Below are 20,044 nucleotides of genomic sequence, written 5' to 3' on the forward strand. Positions count from 1 at the left end.
GGGCGCCCGGGACACACGACGGGACGCCGGTCCGGAGACACCCGGCGCGTCGAGCTGCCACGATCACCCCATGGCGATGGGGGTCGGGGAGTCGGTCGCGCGCGCGGAGGCGCACCCCGGCCCGCCGGACCCCGCCGGGAGCGACCCGTCCGACCGGCCCGACCGGACCTCGCCCCGCCGCCGCACGGCGACGGTCCTCGCCGTCGGGGTGCTGGCCGTCGCGCTGGGGGTGCTGGCGGTCGTCCTCGACGTCTCGGGCCGCGGGCTCACGCTGCCCGGATCCATCGACACGGCCGCGGGCTGGCCCAACGCGGTCGCGGGTCTCGCGCAGCTGCTGCCGGGCCTGCTGGTGCTGCGGGACCGTCCCCGGCACCCGATCGGCTGGGTCCTCGTCGCGTCCGGCGTCGTGTGGATCGTCGGCGGGCTCGCGTCGGCGTGGACGGTGTTCGTCGTCTACCAGCACCCCGGGCTCCCGGGCGCGGTCCTCGGCCTGCACCTCGGCTACCGCTGGGGCGCCTTCGCGATCGTCGGGCTCCCGCTGCTCATGGTGCTGTTCCCCGACGGGCGGCTCCCGCGCCGGCGGCTCTGGCGGGCCGTGGCCGTGGTCGGGGTGGCGGCGACGGCGGTCATGCCGGTGGTCGCCGTGCTCGTCCCCGCCGACGTCGCGCGCGCCTTCTCCGGCGGCGACACACCCGCCCCGATCGCCGCCCTGCCCTTCGACCAGCTGACGCTCGACCTGCCGTGGTGGCCGACGATCTTCAGCATCGCGCGCTTCCTGCCGGCGGTCGGGCTCCTCGCGGCGCTGGTCGTGGTGGCCGCGCGCCACCGGGCCGCGCGCGGTCGCCGCCGCCTGCAGATGCGCTGGCTGGTGTGGGCCGGGGCGGTCTCGGCGCTGGCCCTGGCCATCGTCCAGGCGCTCCCGCCCGCGTGGCTCATGGTCGGGCTGATCGCGAGCATCGCGGTCACGAGCTCCGCCGTCGTCGTCGCGATCACCCGCCACCGCCTCTACGACATCGACCGCCTGCTGCCGACGACGATCGTCGCGGTCGCCCTCGGGCTGCTCGTGCTCGCCGTCGACGGCCTGGTCCTGCTCGTCGCCGGGACGGCGTTCGGGGGCCGCGACGCGGGCCTGCTCGCAGTGGCGATCGTCGCCGTGCTCTACACGCCGCTGCGCTCCCGGCTGTGGCGCGCCGCCCGTCGCCTGACCCGCGGGTCCCGCGACGACCCCCACGCCGCGGTCGCCACCCTCGCCGGGCGGCTGGAGACGGCGGTGGCGCCCGGGGAGCAGCTCGCCGCGCTGGCCCGGTCGGTGGCCGAGGCGTTCCGCCTGCCCTACGTGCGCGTGGAGATCGACCGGGCGGACGGCGCGCGGGCGGTCGTCGAGCACGGCCACACCGACCGGCCGACCGTCGAGCTCCCCATCCGCTACCGCGACGAGACGATCGGGCGCGTCGCGGTCGCGGAGGGCCGCCGGCTCGCCGACGACGACCAGCGCCTGCTCGGCGACCTCCTGCGCCAGGCCGCGGCCGCCGCCCGCGCCGGCGCGCTGTCCGCGTCGCTGCAGCAGGCCCGTGTCGACCTGGTCACCGCCCGCGAGGAGGAGCGCCGGCGGCTGCGGCGCGACCTGCACGACAGCCTCGGCCCCGGGCTCGGCGCGGTGACCCTGCGCATCGAGACCGCCCGCGGCCTCGCCGCCCGGGACGCCGCGGCGGCGGACGCCACCCTCGCGCAGGCCGTCACCGACGTGGGCGCGCTGCTCACCGACGTCCGGCGGCTCGTGCACGACCTGCGCCCGCCCGCCCTCGACGAGCTCGGCCTGCTCGGCGCGCTGCGCGCCCAGGCCCGCAGGCTCTCCGGCGACGGCCTCGCGATCACCGTCGACGGCGAGCCCGGCGAGCTGCCCGCCGCCGCCGAGGTCGCCGCGTTCCGGATCGCATCGGAGGCGCTGACCAACGTCGTCCGCCACGCCGGCGCGACCCACGCCACCGTCACCCTCGACCGCCGCCCCGAGCGGCTCGTCGTCACCGTCGCCGACGACGGCCGCGGGATCGGCACCGACGTCGTCGCGGGGGTCGGGACGCTGTCGCTGCGCGAGCGTGCCGCCGAGCTCGGCGGGCGCACGAGCGTCACCTGCCCGCCCGGGGGCGGCACCGTCGTCACCGCCGAGCTGCCCCTGGAGGGTCCGTGAGCGAGATCCGGGTCGTGCTGGCCGACGACCACCCCGTCTACCTCGACGGCCTGGCCGGCCTGCTGGCCACCGTCGACGGCATCGACGTGGTGGGCACGGCGACCGACGGCGCGGCCGCCGTCGAGACGGTCGCGGCGCTGCGCCCGGACGTCGTCGTCATGGACGTGCAGATGCCCGTGCTCGACGGGATCGCCGCCACGCGACGCGTCGTCGACGCCGACCCGTCGGTCGGGGTCGTCGTGCTGACGATGAGCGAGGAGGACGAGACGGTCTTCGCCGCGCTGCGCGCCGGGGCGCGGGGCTACCTGCTCAAGGGGGCGACCAAGGACGAGATCGTGCGGGCGGTGACCGCGGTCGCCGAGGGGGACGCGATCTTCGGCCCGGCGCTGGCCCGGCGGGTGGTCGAGTTCCTCGCGCCGCGCCGGGCCACCGTCGACGTCTTCCCCGAGCTCACCGCCCGCGAGCGCGAGGTGCTCGACCTCGTCGCCGCCGGGCGGGCGAACCCGCAGATCGCCTCGGCGCTCTTCCTGTCGCCCAAGACCGTCCGCAACATCGTCTCGGCGATCTTCACCAAGCTGCACGTCGCCGACCGCGCGGAGGCGATCGTGCGGGCCCGCGAGGCCGGGCTGGGCCGGGCCTGAGCAGGTCCGGAGCCAGGTCCTGGGCAGGTCCTGCCGGGCCGGGATCAGGGCCGGGCGGGCAGGGCCAGCGCGAGCACCCGCGCGGCGGGGCTCCCGGGCGCCGTCGTCAGCCGGGCCTCGCGGCCGCCGCGCCGCGCCGCCTGCAGCGCCTCGAGCACCAGGCCGACGCCCGCGCTGGCCAGGTGGCCGACGTCGCGCAGGTCGATCTCGAGCGGTCCGGCGCCCGCGGTGCCGTCGACCGCTCCCAGGAGCGCCTCGTGGCAGGACGCCGCGCCCCCGAGGTCGAGGTCGCCGGAGAGCACGATCCGCCGCCCGGCCCCGTCGTCGTGCACCGCGACCGCCGCCGGGGTGCCCGGCCGGCGCTCGTGCTCGGTGGCGGTCACCGGGACCTGCTCGTCCTCGCCCGGCTCGACCCGGAACTCGACCCGGGTGCCGCCGTCGGGCGAGGTGGTCACCGTCGCGTCGCGGCTGACCTCGCGCAGGAGCGTCAGGCCCCGGCCGCGGAACCCGGGGTCGGCGGGCGCCGGGCGCCAGCTGCCGTGGTCGACGACGGCGGCCTGCGTCGAGCCGTCGGCGCGGCGCGCGAGCCGCACCTCGACGTCGCCGGACCCGTCGCCGTTGCGGTAGCCGTGCTCGACCGCGTTGGTGGCGGCCTCCCCCAGCGCCAGCTGCAGGTCGCCGAGCACGACCTCGGAGACGCCCGCCGCCCGCGCCCAGCGCGCGGTCCGGCGCCGCAGCACCGCGAGCGCGTCCGGCCGCGCGGGCAGCGTGAGCTCCAGGGGCGGCGGCGCGAGCCGGGCGACGACGAGGGCCACGTCGTCCGAGCGGGTGCCGAGGTCGGCGAGCAGGGCCCCGGCGAGCGCGTCGGGGGCCGCGACGCGGTGGCGGTCGGCGGCGGCCACGAGCCGCTCGAAGCCCTCGTCGAGGGTCTCGCTGCGGCGCTCGACCAGCCCGTCGGTGTAGAGCAGCAGGACCCCGCCCGACTCGAGGGTGGTGACGGCCTCGCGGTGGTCGCGCAGCCCGGGCGGCAGGCCCAGCAGCGGGCCGTGTCCCGCGGGGTCGTCGAGGAAGTGCGGCGGCCCGCCGTCGGCCGGGACGAGCAGGGCGGGCAGGTGCCCGGCGCGCGCGTGGCGCAGCTCGCCGGTGCTCGTGTCCAGCGTCAGGCACATGGCCGTCGACGCCTGCGAGCCCGGGATGCGCGAGGTCAGGCCGTCGAGCAGGGCGAGGGCCTCGGCGGGCCCGTGGCCGGCGAGCAGGTAGCCCGACAGGGCCGTGCGCAGCTGGCCCATCACCGCGGCCGCCGCCGTGCCCTGCCCGACGACGTCGCCGACGGCGATCGCGACGCGGTGCTCCTCGAGCTCGACCACGTCGTACCAGTCGCCGCCGGCCTGGGTGCCGGTCGCGCCGGGGAGGTAGCGCACGGCGAGCCCGAGCCGGTCGAGCGACGGCAGGGCCTGCGGGAGCAGGCTGCGCTGCAGGGTGTCGGCGATCTGGTGCTCGGCGCGGTAGAGCCGGGCGCGGTCGAGGGCGATCGCGCACGGCTCGGCGAGCGCGACGAGGGTGATGCGCTCGGTGCGCGGCACGCGGACGCGGTCGGGCAGGCCGACGCCGATCGCCCCGACGGTGACCCCCGCCGCCACGAGCGGCAGCGCCATCGCCCCCTGGATGCCGCTCTCCCGCAGGGTCGCGCGGAGGCGCTCGGCGTCGGGCGTCACGGGACCCCCGGCGACCAGCCACAGCGGTTCCCCGCCGTCCACCGCCGCCCCCACCATCGTCGGGGTCTCGCGCTCGGGGGTGACGACGGGCGGGTCGACGTTCACGGCGGCGAGCGGGGACAGGGCGCCGCTGCGCGGGTCGTACTCGAAGACCGCGACGCGCGCCGCCGGCCCGAACAGCGACCGGAGGTGCCCGACGGTGACGTCGGCGACCTCGGCCGGGGTGGCCGCGGCGGAGAGCTCGGTGGTCGCGCGCTGGAGCAGCGAGAGCCGCGCGGCGGTGGCGCGCTCCTCGGCCAGCAGCAGGGCGTTGTCCAGGGCGAGGGCGGCCCGGGCCGCGATCTCCTCGACGAGGTCGAGGTCGTCCTCGCTCCAGCCCGGGGCGCCGTCGGCGCGCGTCAGCGACAGCAGGGCGACGGGGTGGTCCCGCACGGTCAGCGGGAGGTGCAGCACGCCCGACGCGGTGACCGGCGCCCGCGCCTCGAGCGCCCGCCGCTCGCCCTCGACGATCCCGTCGGCGGACAGCGGCACGGTGGTCACGACGTCGCCCTCGGCCCCGATCGTCGTGGCGGCCGCCCGGCCGGCCCCGGGCGCGCCCTCGTCGTCGACGGCCCGGGCCGCGACGCGGGCGGCGAGCCCCACCTCGACGAGCAGACGCACGAGGCTCTCGAGACGGTCGACGACCTCGGGCTCGCCGTCCAGCTCGGCGCCGACCCGGGCGAGCAGCCGCTGGCGCTCGGCCTCGAGCCAGCGCGCGTGGACGTCGATGCCGCTGCCGACCCACCCGGAGACCCCGGTCTCGCCGGGCACGGGGACGGCGTGCTCGGCGACCCGGTGGTACGCGCCGTCGTCGCGGCGCAGCCGGTACTCGATCTCCCAGCCCCGCCCGACGGCCATCGCCGCGGCCCGCACGTCGCGGTAGCGCTCGCGGTCGTCGGGGTGCATCCCGGCGAACCAGCCCTCGCCCCGCTCCTGCGCGTCCGAGCGGCCGGTGAAGCGCCGCCAGCCCGCGTTGTGGAAGGTGCGGGCGCCGTCCGCGTCGGCCACCCAGATCATCGCCGGCGCCAGGTCGGCCATCGCGGTGAACCGGACCTCGGCGCGGCGGCGGGCCCGGCCCAGCTGCAGGTGCGCGTCGACGCGGGCGCGCAGCTCGGAGGCGGTGAACGGTTTGACGAGGTAGTCGTCGGCCTGCGCGGCCAGGCCCTCGACCGCCGCCTCCTGACCGGCGCGCGCGGAGAGCAGCAGCACGGGCACCCGCGCGGTGCGCTCGTCGGCGCGCAGGGCCGTGAGCAGGGCGAGCCCGTCGCGGCGCGGCATCATGACGTCGGAGACGACGAGCTCGGGCGGGTCCTCCAGCGCCGCGGACAGGGCCTCCTCGCCGTCGGCGACGAGCCGCACGTCGTGGTGCGCCGCGAGCAGGCGGTGCAGGTAGGACCGCATGTCGGCGTTGTCGTCGGCGACGAGGATGCGGCCGCGGGCGACCTCCGGGCGCGCGTCCCGGTCGTCGGGGACCGGGGGCTCGTCGCCGTCCTCGGTGTCGGGCAGCCAGCGCATCGCCTCGGCCACGAACGACTCCGCGTCGTCGGACGGCGCGCGCGACCCGGCCGGCTCGTCGGCCACCGGCCCGGCGTCGGCGCGCGCGAACGGCAGCGTGACCGTCATGGTGGTGCCGACGCCGAACTCGCTCGCCGCGCCGACCTCGCCGCCGTGCAGGCCGACCAGCTCGCGCACGAGGGCCAGCCCGATCCCGCTGCCCTCGCCCGACCGGGCGCCCTCACCCTGCACGCGGTGGAAGCGCTCGAACAGCCGCGGCAGTTCGGCGGCGGGCACCCCGACGCCGGTGTCGGCGACGTGCAGGACGGCCGCGTCGTCGGTGGCCTCGACGCTGATCGACACCGACCCGGCGGTGGTGAACTTCAGCGCGTTCGACAGCAGGTTGAGGACGATCTTCTCCCAGGCGTCGCGGTCGAGCAGGACCGGGCGCCCCAGCGGGGGGCAGTCGACGACGTAGTCGAGGCCGGCGCGCTCCATCGCCGAACCGAACATGCCGGCGAGCTCTCCGGTGGCCTGCCCGAGGTCGGTCGGCACGTAGTGCGCCTGCCGGTGACCGGCGTCGAGGCGCGAGAAGTCGAGCAGGCTGTTGACGAGCCGCCCGAGCCGCCGGCCGTTGCGGTAGACGATCTCGATCTCGTGGCGCCAGTGCTCCGGGTCGACCTCCGGCGCCCCGCGCAGCTCCTCGACCGGGCCCATGATCAGGGTCAGCGGGGTGCGGAACTCGTGGCTGACGTTGGAGAAGAATTCCGTCTTGGCGCGGTCGAGCTCGGCGAGCGCCTCCGCGCGCCGCCGCTCGGCCTCGAAGCCGCCGGCGTTCGCCAGGCCCGCGGTGATCTGGCCGCCGAGCAGCTCGAAGAAGCTCGCCATCCGGTCGTCGTGGCGGCGGTGCGGGTTGACGCCCGCGACGAGGAACCCCGCGATCCCCGCGGCGCCCTCCTCGCCGGGCGGGGCGGCGAGCGGGACCATGACGGCCTGGGTGGCGGGACGGTCCCACGCCCCGCGGGGCACCGCGTCGCCCCAGCGCGCGGCGAGGTCGTCGACGAGCACCGGCGCCCCCGTCGTCAGCTGCTCCGCGGGCCAGGCCCCGCCGCGGGCGACCGTCTCCGGGGCCACCGGCGAGCCCGGGGCGACCCCGGCGCTCGCGGCGAGCCGGGCGACGCCCGCGTCCTCGTCGAGCAGGTAGACCAGCGAGAACGGCAGGTCGCGGTCGTTCTCGCCCAGCGTCCGCTCCACCGCGCCCAGGACGTCCTCGCGGGAGCGGGCCGGGCCCGTCGCCGTCCCGAGGTCGCGCATCGTCGCCAGCCGCCGGTCGCCGATGACGCGCTCGGTGGTCTCGGTGACCACGCACAGCATCCCGGCGATGCCGCCCTCGGCGTCGGCGAGCGGGCTGTAGGAGAAGGTGTGGTAGGTCTCCTCGGAGTAGCCGCTGCGCTCGAGGAAGAGCAGCAGGTCCTCGTCCCAGGTGGCGACCCCGCTCTCGAGCACCGAGGCGATCCGGGGGCCGATGTCGGGCCAGATCTCCGACCACACGACCTGCGCGGGCTTGCCCAGCGCCCACGGGTGCTTCGACTGGAGCGTGTCGCGCCAGTAGGCGTCGTTGTAGAAGACGGTGAGCTCCGGGCCCCACGCCATCCACATGGAGAAGCGGGAGGTCAGCAGCATGCGCACGACGGTGCGCAGGGGCGTGGGCCACTGCTCGGGCGCGCCGAGGGGCGTCGTGGCCCAGTCGACGGTGGCCATGTCCGCGCCGACCCGCCCGCCGCCCGCGACCAGCGCCTGCGTGCCGGGTGAGACGTCCGTCCCCATGTCACCGCCCCCGTGCGCCTCTGGACGACCGGATCGTCCCACCTCGTCGTGATCCCCGTCGTGATGCCCGTCGCGATCCGGGCCCATCTTTCCGGTCGCGCACCACGCATGCGCGCGGGGCTCGTCGGGAAGCATCGCTGCCGTGGCACACGAGTTCGCGGTATGGGCGCCCGACAGCACGTCGGTGGGCCTCGTCCTGCACGACCGGACCGAGCCGATGGTCGCCGGGGCGCAGGGCTGGTGGCGCCTGACGGTGCCGGAGGCCGGCCCCGGCACCGACTACGCGTTCTCCCTCGACGGCGGCGAGCCGCTGCCCGACCCGCGGTCGCGCTGGCAGCCGCACGGGGTCCACGCGCCGTCGCGGGTGGTCGAGGTCGAGCCCTCCCCCGCCGACGCCGCGTGGACGGGCCGGTCGCTGCCGGGATCGGTGATCTACGAGATGCACGTCGGGACCTTCACGCCGGGCGGCACGTTCGCCTCCGCCGAGGAACGGCTCGACCACCTCGTCGAACTGGGCGTCGACCTCGTTGAGGTGCTGCCGGTCAACGCGTTCGACGGCACGCGGGGCTGGGGCTACGACGGCGTGCTCTGGTACGCGGTGACCGAGAACTACGGCGGGCCCGCCGCGTTCCGCCGGTTCGTCGACGCGTGCCACGCGCGCGGCCTGGGCGTCGTGCTCGACGTCGTCTACAACCACCTCGGGCCCTCGGGCGCCTACCTCGACCGCTTCGGGCCCTACTTCCTCGGCGAGAACGTCTGGGGCCCCTCGCTGAACCTCGACGGCCCCGGCTCGGACACGGTGCGGGCCTACATCCTCGACAACGTCACGATGTGGCTGCGCGACTACGGCGTCGACGCGCTGCGCCTCGACGCCGTGCACGCGCTGCGCGACGCCCGCGCGACGCACCTGCTCGAGGAGATGGCCGCCCACGTCGCGTCGCTCTCGGCGCACCTGCGCCGCCCGCTGTCGCTCATCGCCGAGTCCGACCTCAACGACCCGCGGCTGATCACGCCGCGCGAGGCCGGCGGCTACGGGCTGGACGCGCAGTGGTGCGACGACATCCACCACGCCCTGCACTCGACCCTCACCGGCGAGACGCAGGGCTACTACGTGGACTTCGGGGACCTCGCGACGCTCGCCGAGGTCCTGCACCACCCCTTCCACCACGCCGGCACCTGGTCGACGTTCCGCGGCCGCACCCACGGGCGCCCGGTCGACCTGCTGCACACCCCCGGCCACCGGTTCCTCGCCTACCTCCAGGACCACGACCAGGTCGGCAACCGGGCGGGCGGCGACCGGCTCTCGGCCACCGTCTCCCCCGGGCTGCTGGGGTGCGGCGCGGCGCTGGTGCTCTGCTCGCCCTACACGACGATGATCTTCATGGGCGAGGAGTGGGGCGCCCGCACGCCCTGGGCGTTCTTCGTGGGCTTCGAGGACCCGGAGCTGCAGACCGCCGTGCGGGAGGGGCGCACGAAGGAGTTCGCCGAGCACGGCTGGGGCGCCGAGGAGGTGCCCGACCCGACGGCCCTGTCGACGTTCGAGGCGTCGCGACTGGACTGGTCGGAGCCGTCCCGGGAGCCGCACGCGCAGCTCCTGGGGATCTACCGGGAGCTCATCGCCCTGCGCCGCGCGCACCCGGAGCTCACCGACCCGCACCTCGACCCGGTCCGCGTCGACCACGACGCCGACGCGCGCACGCTCGTCGTGTACCGGGGCGCGCTGCGGCTGGCGGTGAACCTGGGCGGGGCGTCCGTCTCCCTGCCCGTGGCCGCGTCCGAGGTGCTGTACGCGCCGTCGGACGTCGACGTGTCCGGCTCCTCCCTGACCCTCGGCCCGGAGTCGTTCGCCCTGGTCCGTATGTGAGCGAACTTCGGGGCTATAGCCCCGAAGTTCGCTCACATGGGGTTGTCGGGGGGCCGTGCGACGGTGCGTCGCATGACCGATCTGACCGGATGCGTCGCGCTCGTCGCCGGCGCCACGCGGGGCGCGGGACGCGGGATCGCCGTGGAGCTCGGCGCCGCGGGCGCCACCGTCTACGCGACGGGACGCAGCACGCGCGCGCAGCGCTCGGAGTACCAGCGCGACGAGACCGTCGAGGACACCGCGGACCTCGTCACGGCGGCGGGCGGGACGGGGATCGCCGTCCCGACCGACCACCTCGACCCGGACGCCGTCGCCGCGCTCGTGGCGCGCATCGAGCGCGAGCGGGGCCGCCTCGACGTGCTCGTCAACGACATCTGGGGCGGCGAGCTCCTCGTGGAGTGGGACGTCCCGGTCTGGGAGCACGACCTGGCGAACGGGCTGCGCACGCTGCGGCTGGCGATCGACACCCACCTGATCACCGCCCACCACGCGCTGCGGCTGCTCGCGCGCCGGCCGGGCGGGCTCGTCGTCGAGGTCACCGACGGGACCGCGGAGTACAACACCGAGCAGTACCGGCTCAACGTGTACTACGACCTCGCGAAGATCGCGCCCATCCGGCTGGCCCGCTCCTGGGCGCACGAGCTGGCCGACCACGGCGGCACCGCCGTCGCGGTCACGCCCGGGTGGCTGCGCTCGGAGATGATGCTCGAGCACTTCGGGGTCACCGAGGAGACCTGGCGCGACGCCCTCACCGCCGAGCCCCACTTCGCGATCTCGGAGACCCCGCGCTTCGTGGGCCGCGGCATCGCCGCGCTGGCCGCGGACCCGGCGCGGCACCGGTGGAACGCGGCGTCGACGTCGTCGGGCGAGCTGGCGCAGGTGTACGGCGTCGACGACCTCGACGGCTCGCGGCCCGACGCCTGGCGCTACATCGTCGAGGTGCAGGACGCGGGGAAGCCGGCGGACGTCACCGGGTACCGCTGAGCTCCCGGTAGTCGGCCGCGAGCGCGGCGAAACCGTCGGGGTCGACGAGCGAGGTCGTGTCCCCGGCATCCTCGCCGCGGGTCACGCCGAGCAGCAGCCGGCGCAGGATCTTGCCGCTGCGGGTCTTCGGCAGGGTGTCGACGACGACCACCCGCGAGGGGCGGGCCACGGGGCCCAGCTCGCGTGTCACGTGCGCCCTGAGGTCGTCGGTGGGGTCGCTCGTGTCACCGTCGCGCAGCACCACGAACGCCACGATCGTCTGCCCGGTGGTGTCGTCCGGGGCGCCGACGACGCCGGCTTCGGCGACGCGCGGGTGGCTGACCAGGGCGGACTCCACCTCGATCGACGAGAGGCGGTGACCGGAGACGTTCATGACGTCGTCGACGCGGCCCTCGAGCCAGACGTAGCCGTCGCCGTCGATCCGCGCGCCGTCCCCCGCGACGTACCAGCCGGGATCGGGGAAGTCGGCGAAGTACGACGACACGAACCGCTCGGGGTCGCCCCAGACGGTCCGCGCCATCGCCGGCCACGGGCGGTCGACGACGAGCAGGCCGCCCTCGTCCGGGGAGCACGGCGCGCCGTCCGGGCGGACCACCCGCGCCGAGATGCCCGGCAGCGGCAGGGTCGCCGAGCCGGCCTTCAGCGGCGTGGCCCCGGGCAGGGGCGCCACCATCGCCGCGCCGGTCTCCGACTGCCACCACGTGTCGACGATCGGGCACCGGTCGCCCCCGACGTGGTGGTGCAGCCAGCGCCACGCCTCGGGGTTGATGGCCTCCCCGACCGAGCCGAGCAGGCGCAGCGACGACAGGTCGTGGGCCGCCGGGAGGTCCTCGCCCCACTGCATGAACGTGCGCACCAGGGTCGGGGCCGTGTAGTACACGGAGACGCCGTACTTCGCGATGATCTCGAAGTGGCGTCCCCGGTGCGGGGTGTCGGGGGTGCCCTCGTAGAGCACCTGGGTGACGCCGTTGGCGAGCGGCCCGTACACCTCGTACGTGTGGGCGGTGACCCAGGCGAGGTCGGCCTGGCACCAGTAGACGTCGTCGGGGCGGTGGTCGAAGCACGCCCAGGCGGTCCAGACGGTCTGGGTGAGGTAGCCGCCCATGGTGTGCACGAGGCCCTTGGGCTTCCCGGTCGTCCCGGAGGTGTAGATCAGGAAGAGCGGGGTCTCGGCCGGGAAGGCCTCGGCGGTGTGCGTGACCGGCTGGTCGGCGAGCAGCTCGTCCCACCACACGTCGCGGGCCGCCGTCCACGGCACGTCCTGCCCGGTGCGCCGGACGACGAGGACGTGCTCGACGGAGCCGACACCGTCGACGGCGGCGTCGGCGTTCTCCTTGACCGGCACGGCCTTCCCCCGCCGGTACTGCCCGTCGGTGGTGACGACGAGCTTCGCCGCCCCGTCCTGCACCCGGAAGCGCAGCGCCTCCGCCGAGAAGCCGCCGAAGACCATCGAGTGGACCGCCCCGATCCGGGCGCAGGCCAGCATCACGACGACCGTCTCGACGAGCACGGGCAGGTAGACCACGACGACGTCGCCGCGCCCGACGCCCAGCGAGGTGAGCGCGTGCGCGGCGCGGGCGACCTCCTCCTGCAGGTCGGCGTAGGTCAGGCGGCGCTCGTCGCCGGGCTCGCCCTCCCAGAGCAACGCGGCCCTGTCGCCGTGCCCGGCCTCGACGTGCCGGTCGACGCAGTTGCGCGCCACGTTGAGGGTCCCGTCGGCGAACCAGCGGACGAACGGGAAGTCGCTGCCGTCGTAGGCCTGCGCCGGCGGCGTCGCCCACTCGAGGCGCCCGGTCTGCTCGTGCCAGAACCCCTCGGGGTCGGCGGCGGCGCGCTCGCGCAGGGCGTCCGCCTGCGCCGCCGACACGTTCGCCGAGCGCGCCAGGTGGGGCGGGGGCGCAACGACATCGCTCATGGCGACCGAGTGCCCGGTCGAGGGGCCTGCGGCCCGCGTGAGTGATCCGGGTCGCCAGGACGCCCCGTATCACTCACGTGGCCGGAGGCCCTCACAGCAGCGGCACGAACGAGACGGGCAGGATGCGCTCCTCGTGGCCGTCGCGCCGTACGCGCACGAGGTCGCCGTGACGCCCGTGCCCGACGGGGCAGACGAGCACGCCGTCGTCGGTGAGCTGCTCGAGCAGGGCGGCGGGCACCTCGCCCTCGGCCATCGCGGCCACCGAGATGGCGTCGAACGGCGCGCGGTCGGGCGCACCGAGGCGCCCGTCGCCGTGGCGGACCTCGACGTCGTGGCCGGTCGCGGCGAGCGCGGCGCGGGCGGACGCGGCGAGCGAGGGGTGGTACTCGACGGCGACCACCTCGCGGGCGAGGCAGGAGAGCACCGCGGCCGCGTAGCCGCTGCCCGCCCCGACCTCGAGCACGCGCTCGCGTCCCGTGAGCTCCAGCAGCGCCGCCATCGCGGCCACCATCGCCGGTGCCGAGATCGTCTGGCCGCACGCGATCGGCAGCGGGCCGGCACCGTAGGCCTGGTCGGCCCGGTGCGCGGGGACGAACCGGTGCCGCGGCACCCGGCCCATGGCCTCGAGGACCCGCTCGTCGGTGATCCCCTGCTCGCGCAGGGCGGCGACCATCGCGCGGCGGCGCCGCTCGTGGACGGTCATCACGGCCCCGGTCGCAGCCGCTCCAGGTCGGCGGCGAGCTCCTCGGCGGGCACCGGCAGGACCGTCGGCGGCAGCACCACCGGGCTCCCGAGACGCCCGGCCTGGGCGCGCCCCACCCGCGCCCGGCCCGGGGTCGTGCGGGCGAGCACCGCCTCGGGGTCGCGGACCCCGATGACGAGCATCGCACCGCCGCGGGCGGGCAGGACGTCGATCGTGCCGAGCTCCGACCAGGGCAGGAACCCGGCGGCGACGATCGAGCCGCCGTCGTCGATGCCCTCGGGCGTCGCGATCAGCAGTGGCTTCCCGCGGACCAGGCGCAGCACCGCCCGCACGGCGCCGACCCCGAAGAACAGGACGAGCACGGCGCCGAGGACGAGGTTCGCGGTGCCGCCGGCGAGCAGCAGCCAGACACCCGCCGCGAGGCCGATGACGCCGGTGACCAGCGCGACGACCGGCGCGGTGCGGGGCGCGCGGACCTCGACACGGTCGGGCTCGCGGGTGACGCCGGCGCTCACGGGCACCACCTCTTGTGCTCGGCGCGCAGGTCGCGGTCGGCGACGGCCGCCACGCCGGCCCCCTGCGCGCGGGCGACGGTGCGGGCGGTGGTGTCCGCGTCGGCGACCCCGCAGGGCAGCCACACCGCGCGCCCGCCGGCCGCGGCGACCTCGTCCACCACCGCGTCCCAGGCGCCGGGGGCGCGGAAGACGACGACGAGGTCGGGGGGCGGGACGTCGGCGAGCAGCGGGGCGCAGAGCCGGCCGAGCGTCTCCACGACGTGCGGGTTGACGAGGTCCACCGTCCACGCCGTGCGGTCGAGCAGGTAGGCGGCGAGCCGGAAGCTGGGCCGGTTGAAGCGATCGGAGACGCCGAGCACCGCGACCCGGCGCACGCCGGTCAGCAGCGCGCCCACGGCGGCGTCGTCCACGAGCCCGGCTTCCACGTCACCATCTTCCCGCACCCATGTGAGCACTTTCCGGGCCCATGGGCCCGGAAAGTGCTCACATGACGGAGAACTTGCGTCCGCCCGGGGCCGCGCACAGAGTCGTCCGGTGGCCACGGTCGACCTGCCCCCACCGCGCACGCGTCCGCTCGCCCCCGAGGAGGCGCTCGCCGCGGCGCTCGCCGCGCGGGTCGACGGCGAGGTCCGCTTCGACGCCGGCTCCCGGGCCGCGTACGCGGTCGACGCCTCGAACTACCGCCAGGTCCCGATCGGCGTGGTCGTCCCGCGCTCGATCGACGCCGGCGTGGCCGCGCTCGCCGTGTGCCGCGAGCACGACGTCCCCGTGCTGTCCCGCGGCGGCGGCACGAGCCTCGCCGGGCAGTGCTGCAACGCGGCCGTGGTGATCGACTGGTCGAAGTACTGCACGCGGATCGTCTCCGTCGACGAGGACGCCCGCACCTGCGTCGTCGAGCCCGGCATCAAGCTCGACGACCTCAACGCGGCCCTGCCCGGCCGCCTGATCTACGGCCCCAAGCCCGCGACGCACGTGAGCTGCACGCTCGGCGGGATGATCGGCAACAACTCCTGCGGGTCGACCGCGCAGGTGTTCGGCAAGGTCGCCGACAACGTCCGGCGCCTCGAGGTGCTCACCTACGACGGGCTGCGCATGTGGGTCGGGCCGACGTCGCCGGAGGAGTACGCGGCGATCCAGGCGCAGGGCGGCCGGCGCGCGGAGATCTACCGCGGGTTGCGGGCGATCGCCGAGGACCACGCGGCGCTCGTCGCCGAGCGCTTCCCCGACATCCCGCGGCGCGTCTCGGGCTACAACCTCGACGATCTGGTGCCGGGATCGGACTTCGACCTCGCCCGCGCGCTGGTCGGCTCGGAGTCGACGCTGGTCACGGTGCTGCACGCCGAGCTCGACCTCGTCACCGAGGCGCCGGAGACCGCGCTGGTGGTGCTCGGCTTCCCCGACGTGGTCGCCGCGGCGCGCTGCGTCGACGCGATCCTCCCCCACGCCCCGCACTTCCTGGAGTGCATCGACCGCAACATCGTCGAGTTCGAGCGGGCCAAGGGCGTGCACCAGCGCGCGATGGCCGCGATGCCCGAGGGCCACAGCTGGCTGATGGCCCAGATGCGCGACGAGGACGCCGGGCGGGCGGTGGCCCGCGCCGAGGCGCTGGCCACCGCCCTCGCCGACCAGCTCGGCGACCGGGCCCCCTCGATCCTCACCGTCACCGACCGCGCCGAGCAGGCCGAGCTGTTCGCGATCCGCGAGTCGGCGCTGGCGGTGTCGGCCCGCGACCCGCGCACCGGCGTCGACAACTACGAGGGCTGGGAGGACGCGGCGCTGCCCACCGACCGGCTCGGGGACTACCTCGCCGAGTGGGTGGCGCTGCTCGAGGAGTACGGCTTCACCGGCAGCACCGCGATCTACGGCCACTTCGGGCACGGCTGCATCCACACCCGCATCCCGTTCGACCTGCGCACGCCCGCCGGTGTCGCGGACTACCGGACGTTCATGGAGCGCTCGGCGGACCTGTGCGTGAAGTACGGCGGGTCGCTGTCCGGGGAGCACGGCGACGGGCAGTCGCGCGGCGAGCTGCTCGAGCGGATGTACGGCCCGGAGCTGGTGGCGGCGTTCGAGTCCGTCAAGGCGCTCTTCGACCCCCGCCACCGGATGAACCCCGGCAAGGTCGTGCACCCCTACCGCCTCGACGAGCACCTGCACGTCGGCGCCGACTACGACCCGGCCGAGCCGGCGTCGGCGTTCGCCTACCCCTCGGACGACGGGCGCTTCACCCGCGCGATCGAGCGCTGCATCGGCGTCGGGCGGTGCCGGCGCACCGACGGCGACGTCATGTGCCCGTCGTACCGCGTCACTGGCGAGGAGCACCACTCCACCCGCGGGCGCTCGCGGCTGCTCTGGGAGATGCTGCGCGGCCACGCCGACTCGCCGATCCGCGACGGCTGGCGCTCCACCGAGGTCCGCGACGCCCTCGACCTCTGCCTCGCCTGCAAGGGCTGCCTGTCCGACTGCCCGGTCAACGTCGACATGGCCACCTACAAGGCCGAGTTCCTGCACCACCACTACGAGGGCCGGCAGTGGCGCCGCCCGCGCTCGCACCTGTCGATGGGCTGGCTGCCCGCGCTCGCCCGGGTCGCGTCACCGCTGGCGCCGCTGGTGAACCGGGTGACGTCGTCGCGGGTGGCCGGGCTGCTCAAGCGCGCCGGCGGGATCGACGAGCGCCGCGCGATCCCCGCGTTCGCCACCCCGCGGTTCTCGCACTGGTACCGGGAGCGCGGGCCGCGGGGCAGCGGTGAGCGCGGCGAGGTGCTGCTCTGGCCCGACACGTTCACCGAGTTCCTGCACCCGCGGGCCGGGGCCGACGCGGTGCGCGTGCTGGAGGCGGCGGGGTTCACGGTCCGGCTGCCCGACCGCGAGCTGTGCTGCGGGCTGACCTGGGTGACGACGGGCCAGCTCGGCGTCGCCGCGCGCGTCCTCGGGCGCACGCTCGACGCGCTGGCGCCCGCGGTCGGCGCCGGGATGCCGATCGTCGGGCTCGAGCCCAGCTGCACCGCGGTGTTCACCGACGACGCGCCCAACCTGCTGCCCGGGCCCCGCGCCGACGCGATCGCCGCGGCCACCACGACGCTCGGGCGCCTGCTCGCCGAGCGGGCGCCCGACTGGACGCCGCCCGGGATCGCCGGCCGTGAGGTGATCGTGCAGCAGCACTGCCACCAGCACGCGACCGGCGGCTACGGCACGGAGACCGCGGTGCTGCGCCGCGGCGGCGCCGACGTGGAGATGCTCGACTCGGGCTGCTGCGGGCTGGCGGGCAACTTCGGGTTCGAGCAGGGACACTACGAGGTGTCGGTGGCGTGCGGGGAGCAGGTGCTGCTCCCGCGGGTGCGGGCGGCGTCGGGCGACACGGCGGTCGTCGCCGACGGGTTCTCGTGCCGCACGCAGATCGACCAGCTCACCGACCGCCGCGGCGACCACCTGGCCTCGCTCCTCGCCGCCGGCCTCCCCGACGAACCCCTCCCCTGGCCCATGTGAGCGAACTTCGGGGCTATAGCCCCGAAGTTCGCTCACATGCTCCGGATGGCCGAGCGGATGCGGTCGAGGGCGTCGGTGAGGACGGGGTGGGACACGGCGAGGTTGAGGCGCATGCCGCCGCGCCCGGCCTCGCCGCACGCCGCGCCGTCGGTCATCACGACGCCGGCCTCGCGGGTGAAGAACGCCGACGGGGGCTCGGCGAGCCCCAGGCCCCGCGCGTCCAGCCACGCCAGGTAGGTCCCGTCGGGCACGGTCACGTCGATGCCGGGCAGGTCGGCGGCCGCGAGGTGTGCGCGGTTGCCCTCCAGGTACGCGAGCACCTCGTCGAGCCAGCCGCGCGCATCCCGGTAGGCCGCGGTGGACGCGAGCACGCCGGGGGTCGCCGTGCCGTGCTCGGCGAGGTAGCCGGTCGCCGTCCAGTGCGCCGCGTCGGCGGCGTTCGACAGCACCACCTGCCCCGCCTTGAGCCCCGGCAGGTTCCAGGCCTTCGACGCGGAGGTCGCCGTGATCGTGTGCCCCGGGGCGGCCCCGGACGTCGTCACGTACGGACGGTGGCGCGCGTCGCCGAAGGTCAGCGGCGCGTGGATCTCGTCGCTGAACACCCGCGCGCCGTGGCGCTCGACGACCTCGGCGACCGCGGCCAGCTCGGACGCGTCGAACACCCGCCCGGTGGGGTTGTGCGGCGTGGTGAGCACGAGCAGCCCCGCGCCCCCGGCGAACCCGCGGTCGATCGCGTCGAGGTCCAGGACGAAACGCTCACCGGACCGCGCCATCGGCACCTGCACGAGCTCGCGGCCGAGCATCGCGGGCACGGTCAGGAACGGCATGTACGCCGGGGTCGGCAGCAGGATCGCGCTGCCGGGCCGCGTGAAGTGCCGGACCGTGGCCGTGAACGCGGTCAGCACGTCGGGCACCGGGCGCACCCACGCCGGGTCCGGCGCCCACCCGAACCGGTCGCCCCAGAACGCCGAGCAGGCCGCGGCCATGTCGGCGACCCACCCGTCGGGCAGGTAGCCGAACCGCGACCCGTCGGCCGACGCCCGCACCGCGTCGGCCACGGCGTCGGCGACCGGGTAGTCCATCTCGGCCACGAACGCGCCGATCAGCCCGCGCCCGTGCGACTCGCCGGGCGTCGACCACTTCCAGGAGCCGCCGGCGCGCATGTGCTCGGCGGTGAGGGCGTCGAAGCGGTGGGGCACCTAGCGGGTGTCCTCGCCGATCTTGTGGACCCGGAGCAGGTTGGTCTTGCCGACGGTGCCGGGCGGCGAGCCGGACACGATGACCACCAGCTCGCCGGCGGCGAAGCGCCCGATCTCGAGCAGGCACGCGTCGACCTGCCGGATCATCGCGTCGGTGGTGTCGGCCCAGTCCACGAGGAACGTCTCCACGCCCCAGCTCAGCGAGAGCTGGCTGCGGACCTCGGGGATCGGGGTGAACGCCAGCACAGGCAGCCGCGTGTGCAGCCGGGCGAGGCGGCGGACCGTGTCGCCGGTGCGGGTGAACGCCACCAGGGCGCGGGCGTTGAGGCGCTCGCCGATGTCGCGCGCGGCGGTGGTGACGACGCCGCGCTGGGTGCGCGGGACGTGCTGGATCGGGGGCACCGACGCCGGCCCGACCTCGACCGCCGAGACGATCCGGGACATCGTCGACACCGTCTCGATGGGATAGGAGCCGACGCTCGTCTCGCCCGAGAGCATCACCGCGTCGGCTCCGTCGAGCACCGCGTTGGCGACGTCCGAGGCCTCGGCCCGGGTCGGCCGGAAGTTGTGGATCATCGACTCGAGCATCTGCGTCGCGACGACCACCGGCTTGGCGTTCTCGCGGGCGATCTGCACCGCCCGCTTCTGCACCAGCGGCACGTCCTCGAGCGCCAGCTCCACGCCGAGGTCCCCGCGCGCCACCATGATCGCGTCGAACGCCAGCACGATGGCCTCGAGCGCGTCGACCGCCTCGGGCTTCTCGAGCTTCGCGATCACCGGCAGGCGCGCGCCCACCTCGTCCATGATCTTGTGGACGAGCTCGGCGTCGGCGGGCGAGCGCACGAACGACAGGGCGATCATGTCGACGCGCAGCCCCAGCGCGAAGCGCAGGTCGGCCTCGTCCTTCTCGCTCATCGCGGGCACGGAGACCGCGGTGTTGGGCAGCGAGATGCCCTTGTGATCGGAGACGCGGCCGCCCTCGACGACCTGGGCGACGACGTCGCGGCCCTCGACGGCGGTGACCTCGAGGGCCACGTTGCCGTCGTCGACCAGCAGGGACTCGCCGGGGCGGACGTCGTCGGCGAGACCGGAGTAGGTGGTGGAGACGCGGTCGTGGGTGCCCTCGACGTCCTCGGTGGTGATGCGCACGGTCTCGCCCGTCGCCCACATCTGCGGGCCGTCGGCGAACGTCCCCAGCCGGATCTTCGGACCCTGCAGGTCGGCGAGGATGCCGACCGCGCGCCCCTCGGAGTCGGCCGCCTCGCGCACCAGGCGGTAGACCCGTTCGTGCTCGGCGTGGGTGCCGTGGCTGAAGTTGAGACGGGCGACATCCATCCCGGCGCGGACGAGGTCGCGGACGGCCTCCGGTGAGGACGTCGCCGGCCCCAGCGTGCACACGATCTTGGCTCGTCGGCTCACGCGGCCATGGTAGTCGGTTCTGCACCGATCCAGCAGCCGCGGCGCGACCGCGACC

At 75.8% G+C, this 20,044-nt stretch carries 12 protein-coding genes; 5 read left to right on the top strand and 7 right to left on the bottom strand.

All coding sequences use genetic code 11. The features are described from left to right. The first annotated feature begins 70 nt into the window (after positions 1 to 70). Positions 71 to 2,188 carry a sensor histidine kinase gene (locus ACFPK1_RS13105; RefSeq protein ID WP_378021376.1) on the top strand — a complete coding sequence of 706 codons (2,118 nt, stop codon included), beginning with the start codon at positions 71 to 73 and terminating at the stop codon, positions 2,186 to 2,188. After that, complete coding sequence (locus ACFPK1_RS13110; protein ID WP_378021377.1) at positions 2,185 to 2,829, top strand: response regulator transcription factor; 645 nt, start codon at positions 2,185 to 2,187, stop codon at positions 2,827 to 2,829. Before ACFPK1_RS13105 ends, ACFPK1_RS13110 begins: the two co-directional genes overlap by 4 nt. A 44-nt stretch (positions 2,830 to 2,873) precedes the next feature. Here the strand turns inward: ACFPK1_RS13110 and ACFPK1_RS13115 are convergent, their stop codons facing one another. Further along, entirely contained in the window at positions 2,874 to 7,904 is a 5,031-nt protein-coding gene (locus ACFPK1_RS13115; RefSeq protein WP_378021378.1) for a SpoIIE family protein phosphatase, read from the bottom strand. 142 nt (positions 7,905 to 8,046) lie between these two features. Between ACFPK1_RS13115 and treZ the strand changes: the two genes are divergently transcribed. After that, entirely contained in the window at positions 8,047 to 9,768 is a 1,722-nt protein-coding gene (gene treZ / locus ACFPK1_RS13120; RefSeq protein WP_378021379.1) for a malto-oligosyltrehalose trehalohydrolase, read from the top strand. A 72-nt stretch (positions 9,769 to 9,840) separates the two neighbouring features. Beyond that, complete coding sequence (locus ACFPK1_RS13125; protein ID WP_378021380.1) at positions 9,841 to 10,752, top strand: SDR family oxidoreductase; 912 nt, start codon at positions 9,841 to 9,843, stop codon at positions 10,750 to 10,752. On the opposite strand, the gene acs is transcribed toward ACFPK1_RS13125, so the two are convergent. From acs to ACFPK1_RS13145, 4 genes are all read right to left on the bottom strand, one after another. Further along, positions 10,736 to 12,667 carry an acetate--CoA ligase gene (gene acs, locus ACFPK1_RS13130; RefSeq protein WP_378021381.1) on the bottom strand — a complete coding sequence of 644 codons (1,932 nt, stop codon included), beginning with the start codon at positions 12,665 to 12,667 and terminating at the stop codon, positions 10,736 to 10,738. The genes ACFPK1_RS13125 and acs overlap by 17 nt on opposite strands. A gap of 91 nt (positions 12,668 to 12,758) precedes the next feature. Continuing rightward, complete coding sequence (locus ACFPK1_RS13135) at positions 12,759 to 13,370, bottom strand: protein-L-isoaspartate(D-aspartate) O-methyltransferase (RefSeq protein WP_378021382.1); 612 nt, start codon at positions 13,368 to 13,370, stop codon at positions 12,759 to 12,761. After that, positions 13,370 to 13,885, bottom strand: a complete 516-nt coding sequence (locus ACFPK1_RS13140; protein ID WP_378021383.1) for an STM3941 family protein — start codon at positions 13,883 to 13,885, stop codon at positions 13,370 to 13,372. The genes ACFPK1_RS13135 and ACFPK1_RS13140 overlap by 1 nt, the downstream gene beginning before the upstream one ends. Further along, complete coding sequence (locus ACFPK1_RS13145; RefSeq protein WP_378021384.1) at positions 13,882 to 14,310, bottom strand: CoA-binding protein; 429 nt, start codon at positions 14,308 to 14,310, stop codon at positions 13,882 to 13,884. Before ACFPK1_RS13145 ends, ACFPK1_RS13140 begins: the two co-directional genes overlap by 4 nt. Before the next feature lie 109 nt (positions 14,311 to 14,419). Here ACFPK1_RS13145 and ACFPK1_RS13150 point away from each other — a divergent pair, with 109 nt between their 5' ends. After that, positions 14,420 to 17,371 (top strand): FAD-binding and (Fe-S)-binding domain-containing protein, encoded by a 2,952-nt coding sequence (locus ACFPK1_RS13150; RefSeq protein ID WP_378021385.1) that lies wholly within the window; start codon positions 14,420 to 14,422, stop codon positions 17,369 to 17,371. 32 nt (positions 17,372 to 17,403) lie between these two features. Here ACFPK1_RS13150 and ACFPK1_RS13155 read toward each other — a convergent pair whose 3' ends face one another. Both ACFPK1_RS13155 and pyk read right to left on the bottom strand, forming a co-directional pair. Continuing rightward, positions 17,404 to 18,570 (bottom strand): MalY/PatB family protein, encoded by a 1,167-nt coding sequence (locus ACFPK1_RS13155; RefSeq protein ID WP_378021386.1) that lies wholly within the window; start codon positions 18,568 to 18,570, stop codon positions 17,404 to 17,406. Next, positions 18,571 to 19,989, bottom strand: a complete 1,419-nt coding sequence (gene pyk / locus ACFPK1_RS13160; RefSeq protein ID WP_378021387.1) for a pyruvate kinase — start codon at positions 19,987 to 19,989, stop codon at positions 18,571 to 18,573. It lies immediately after the preceding gene. Positions 19,990 to 20,044: the final 55 nt, after the last annotated feature.

Source organism: Actinomycetospora rhizophila, assembly GCF_042657905.1.
Taxonomy (GTDB): domain Bacteria; phylum Actinomycetota; class Actinomycetes; order Mycobacteriales; family Pseudonocardiaceae; genus Actinomycetospora; species Actinomycetospora rhizophila.

Excerpts from the sequence above, each read along its gene's own strand:
- ACFPK1_RS13135 (WP_378021382.1), bottom strand. The coding sequence starts at position 13,370 with ATGACCGTCCACGAGCGGCGCCGCCGCGCGATGGTCGCCGCCCTGCGC.
- ACFPK1_RS13125 (WP_378021380.1), top strand. The coding sequence starts at position 9,841 with ATGACCGATCTGACCGGATGCGTCGCGCTCGTCGCCGGCGCCACGCGG.
- ACFPK1_RS13105 (WP_378021376.1), top strand. The coding sequence starts at position 71 with ATGGCGATGGGGGTCGGGGAGTCGGTCGCGCGCGCGGAGGCGCACCCC.
- acs (WP_378021381.1), bottom strand. The coding sequence starts at position 12,667 with ATGAGCGATGTCGTTGCGCCCCCGCCCCACCTGGCGCGCTCGGCGAAC.
- ACFPK1_RS13115 (WP_378021378.1), bottom strand. The coding sequence starts at position 7,904 with ATGGGGACGGACGTCTCACCCGGCACGCAGGCGCTGGTCGCGGGCGGC.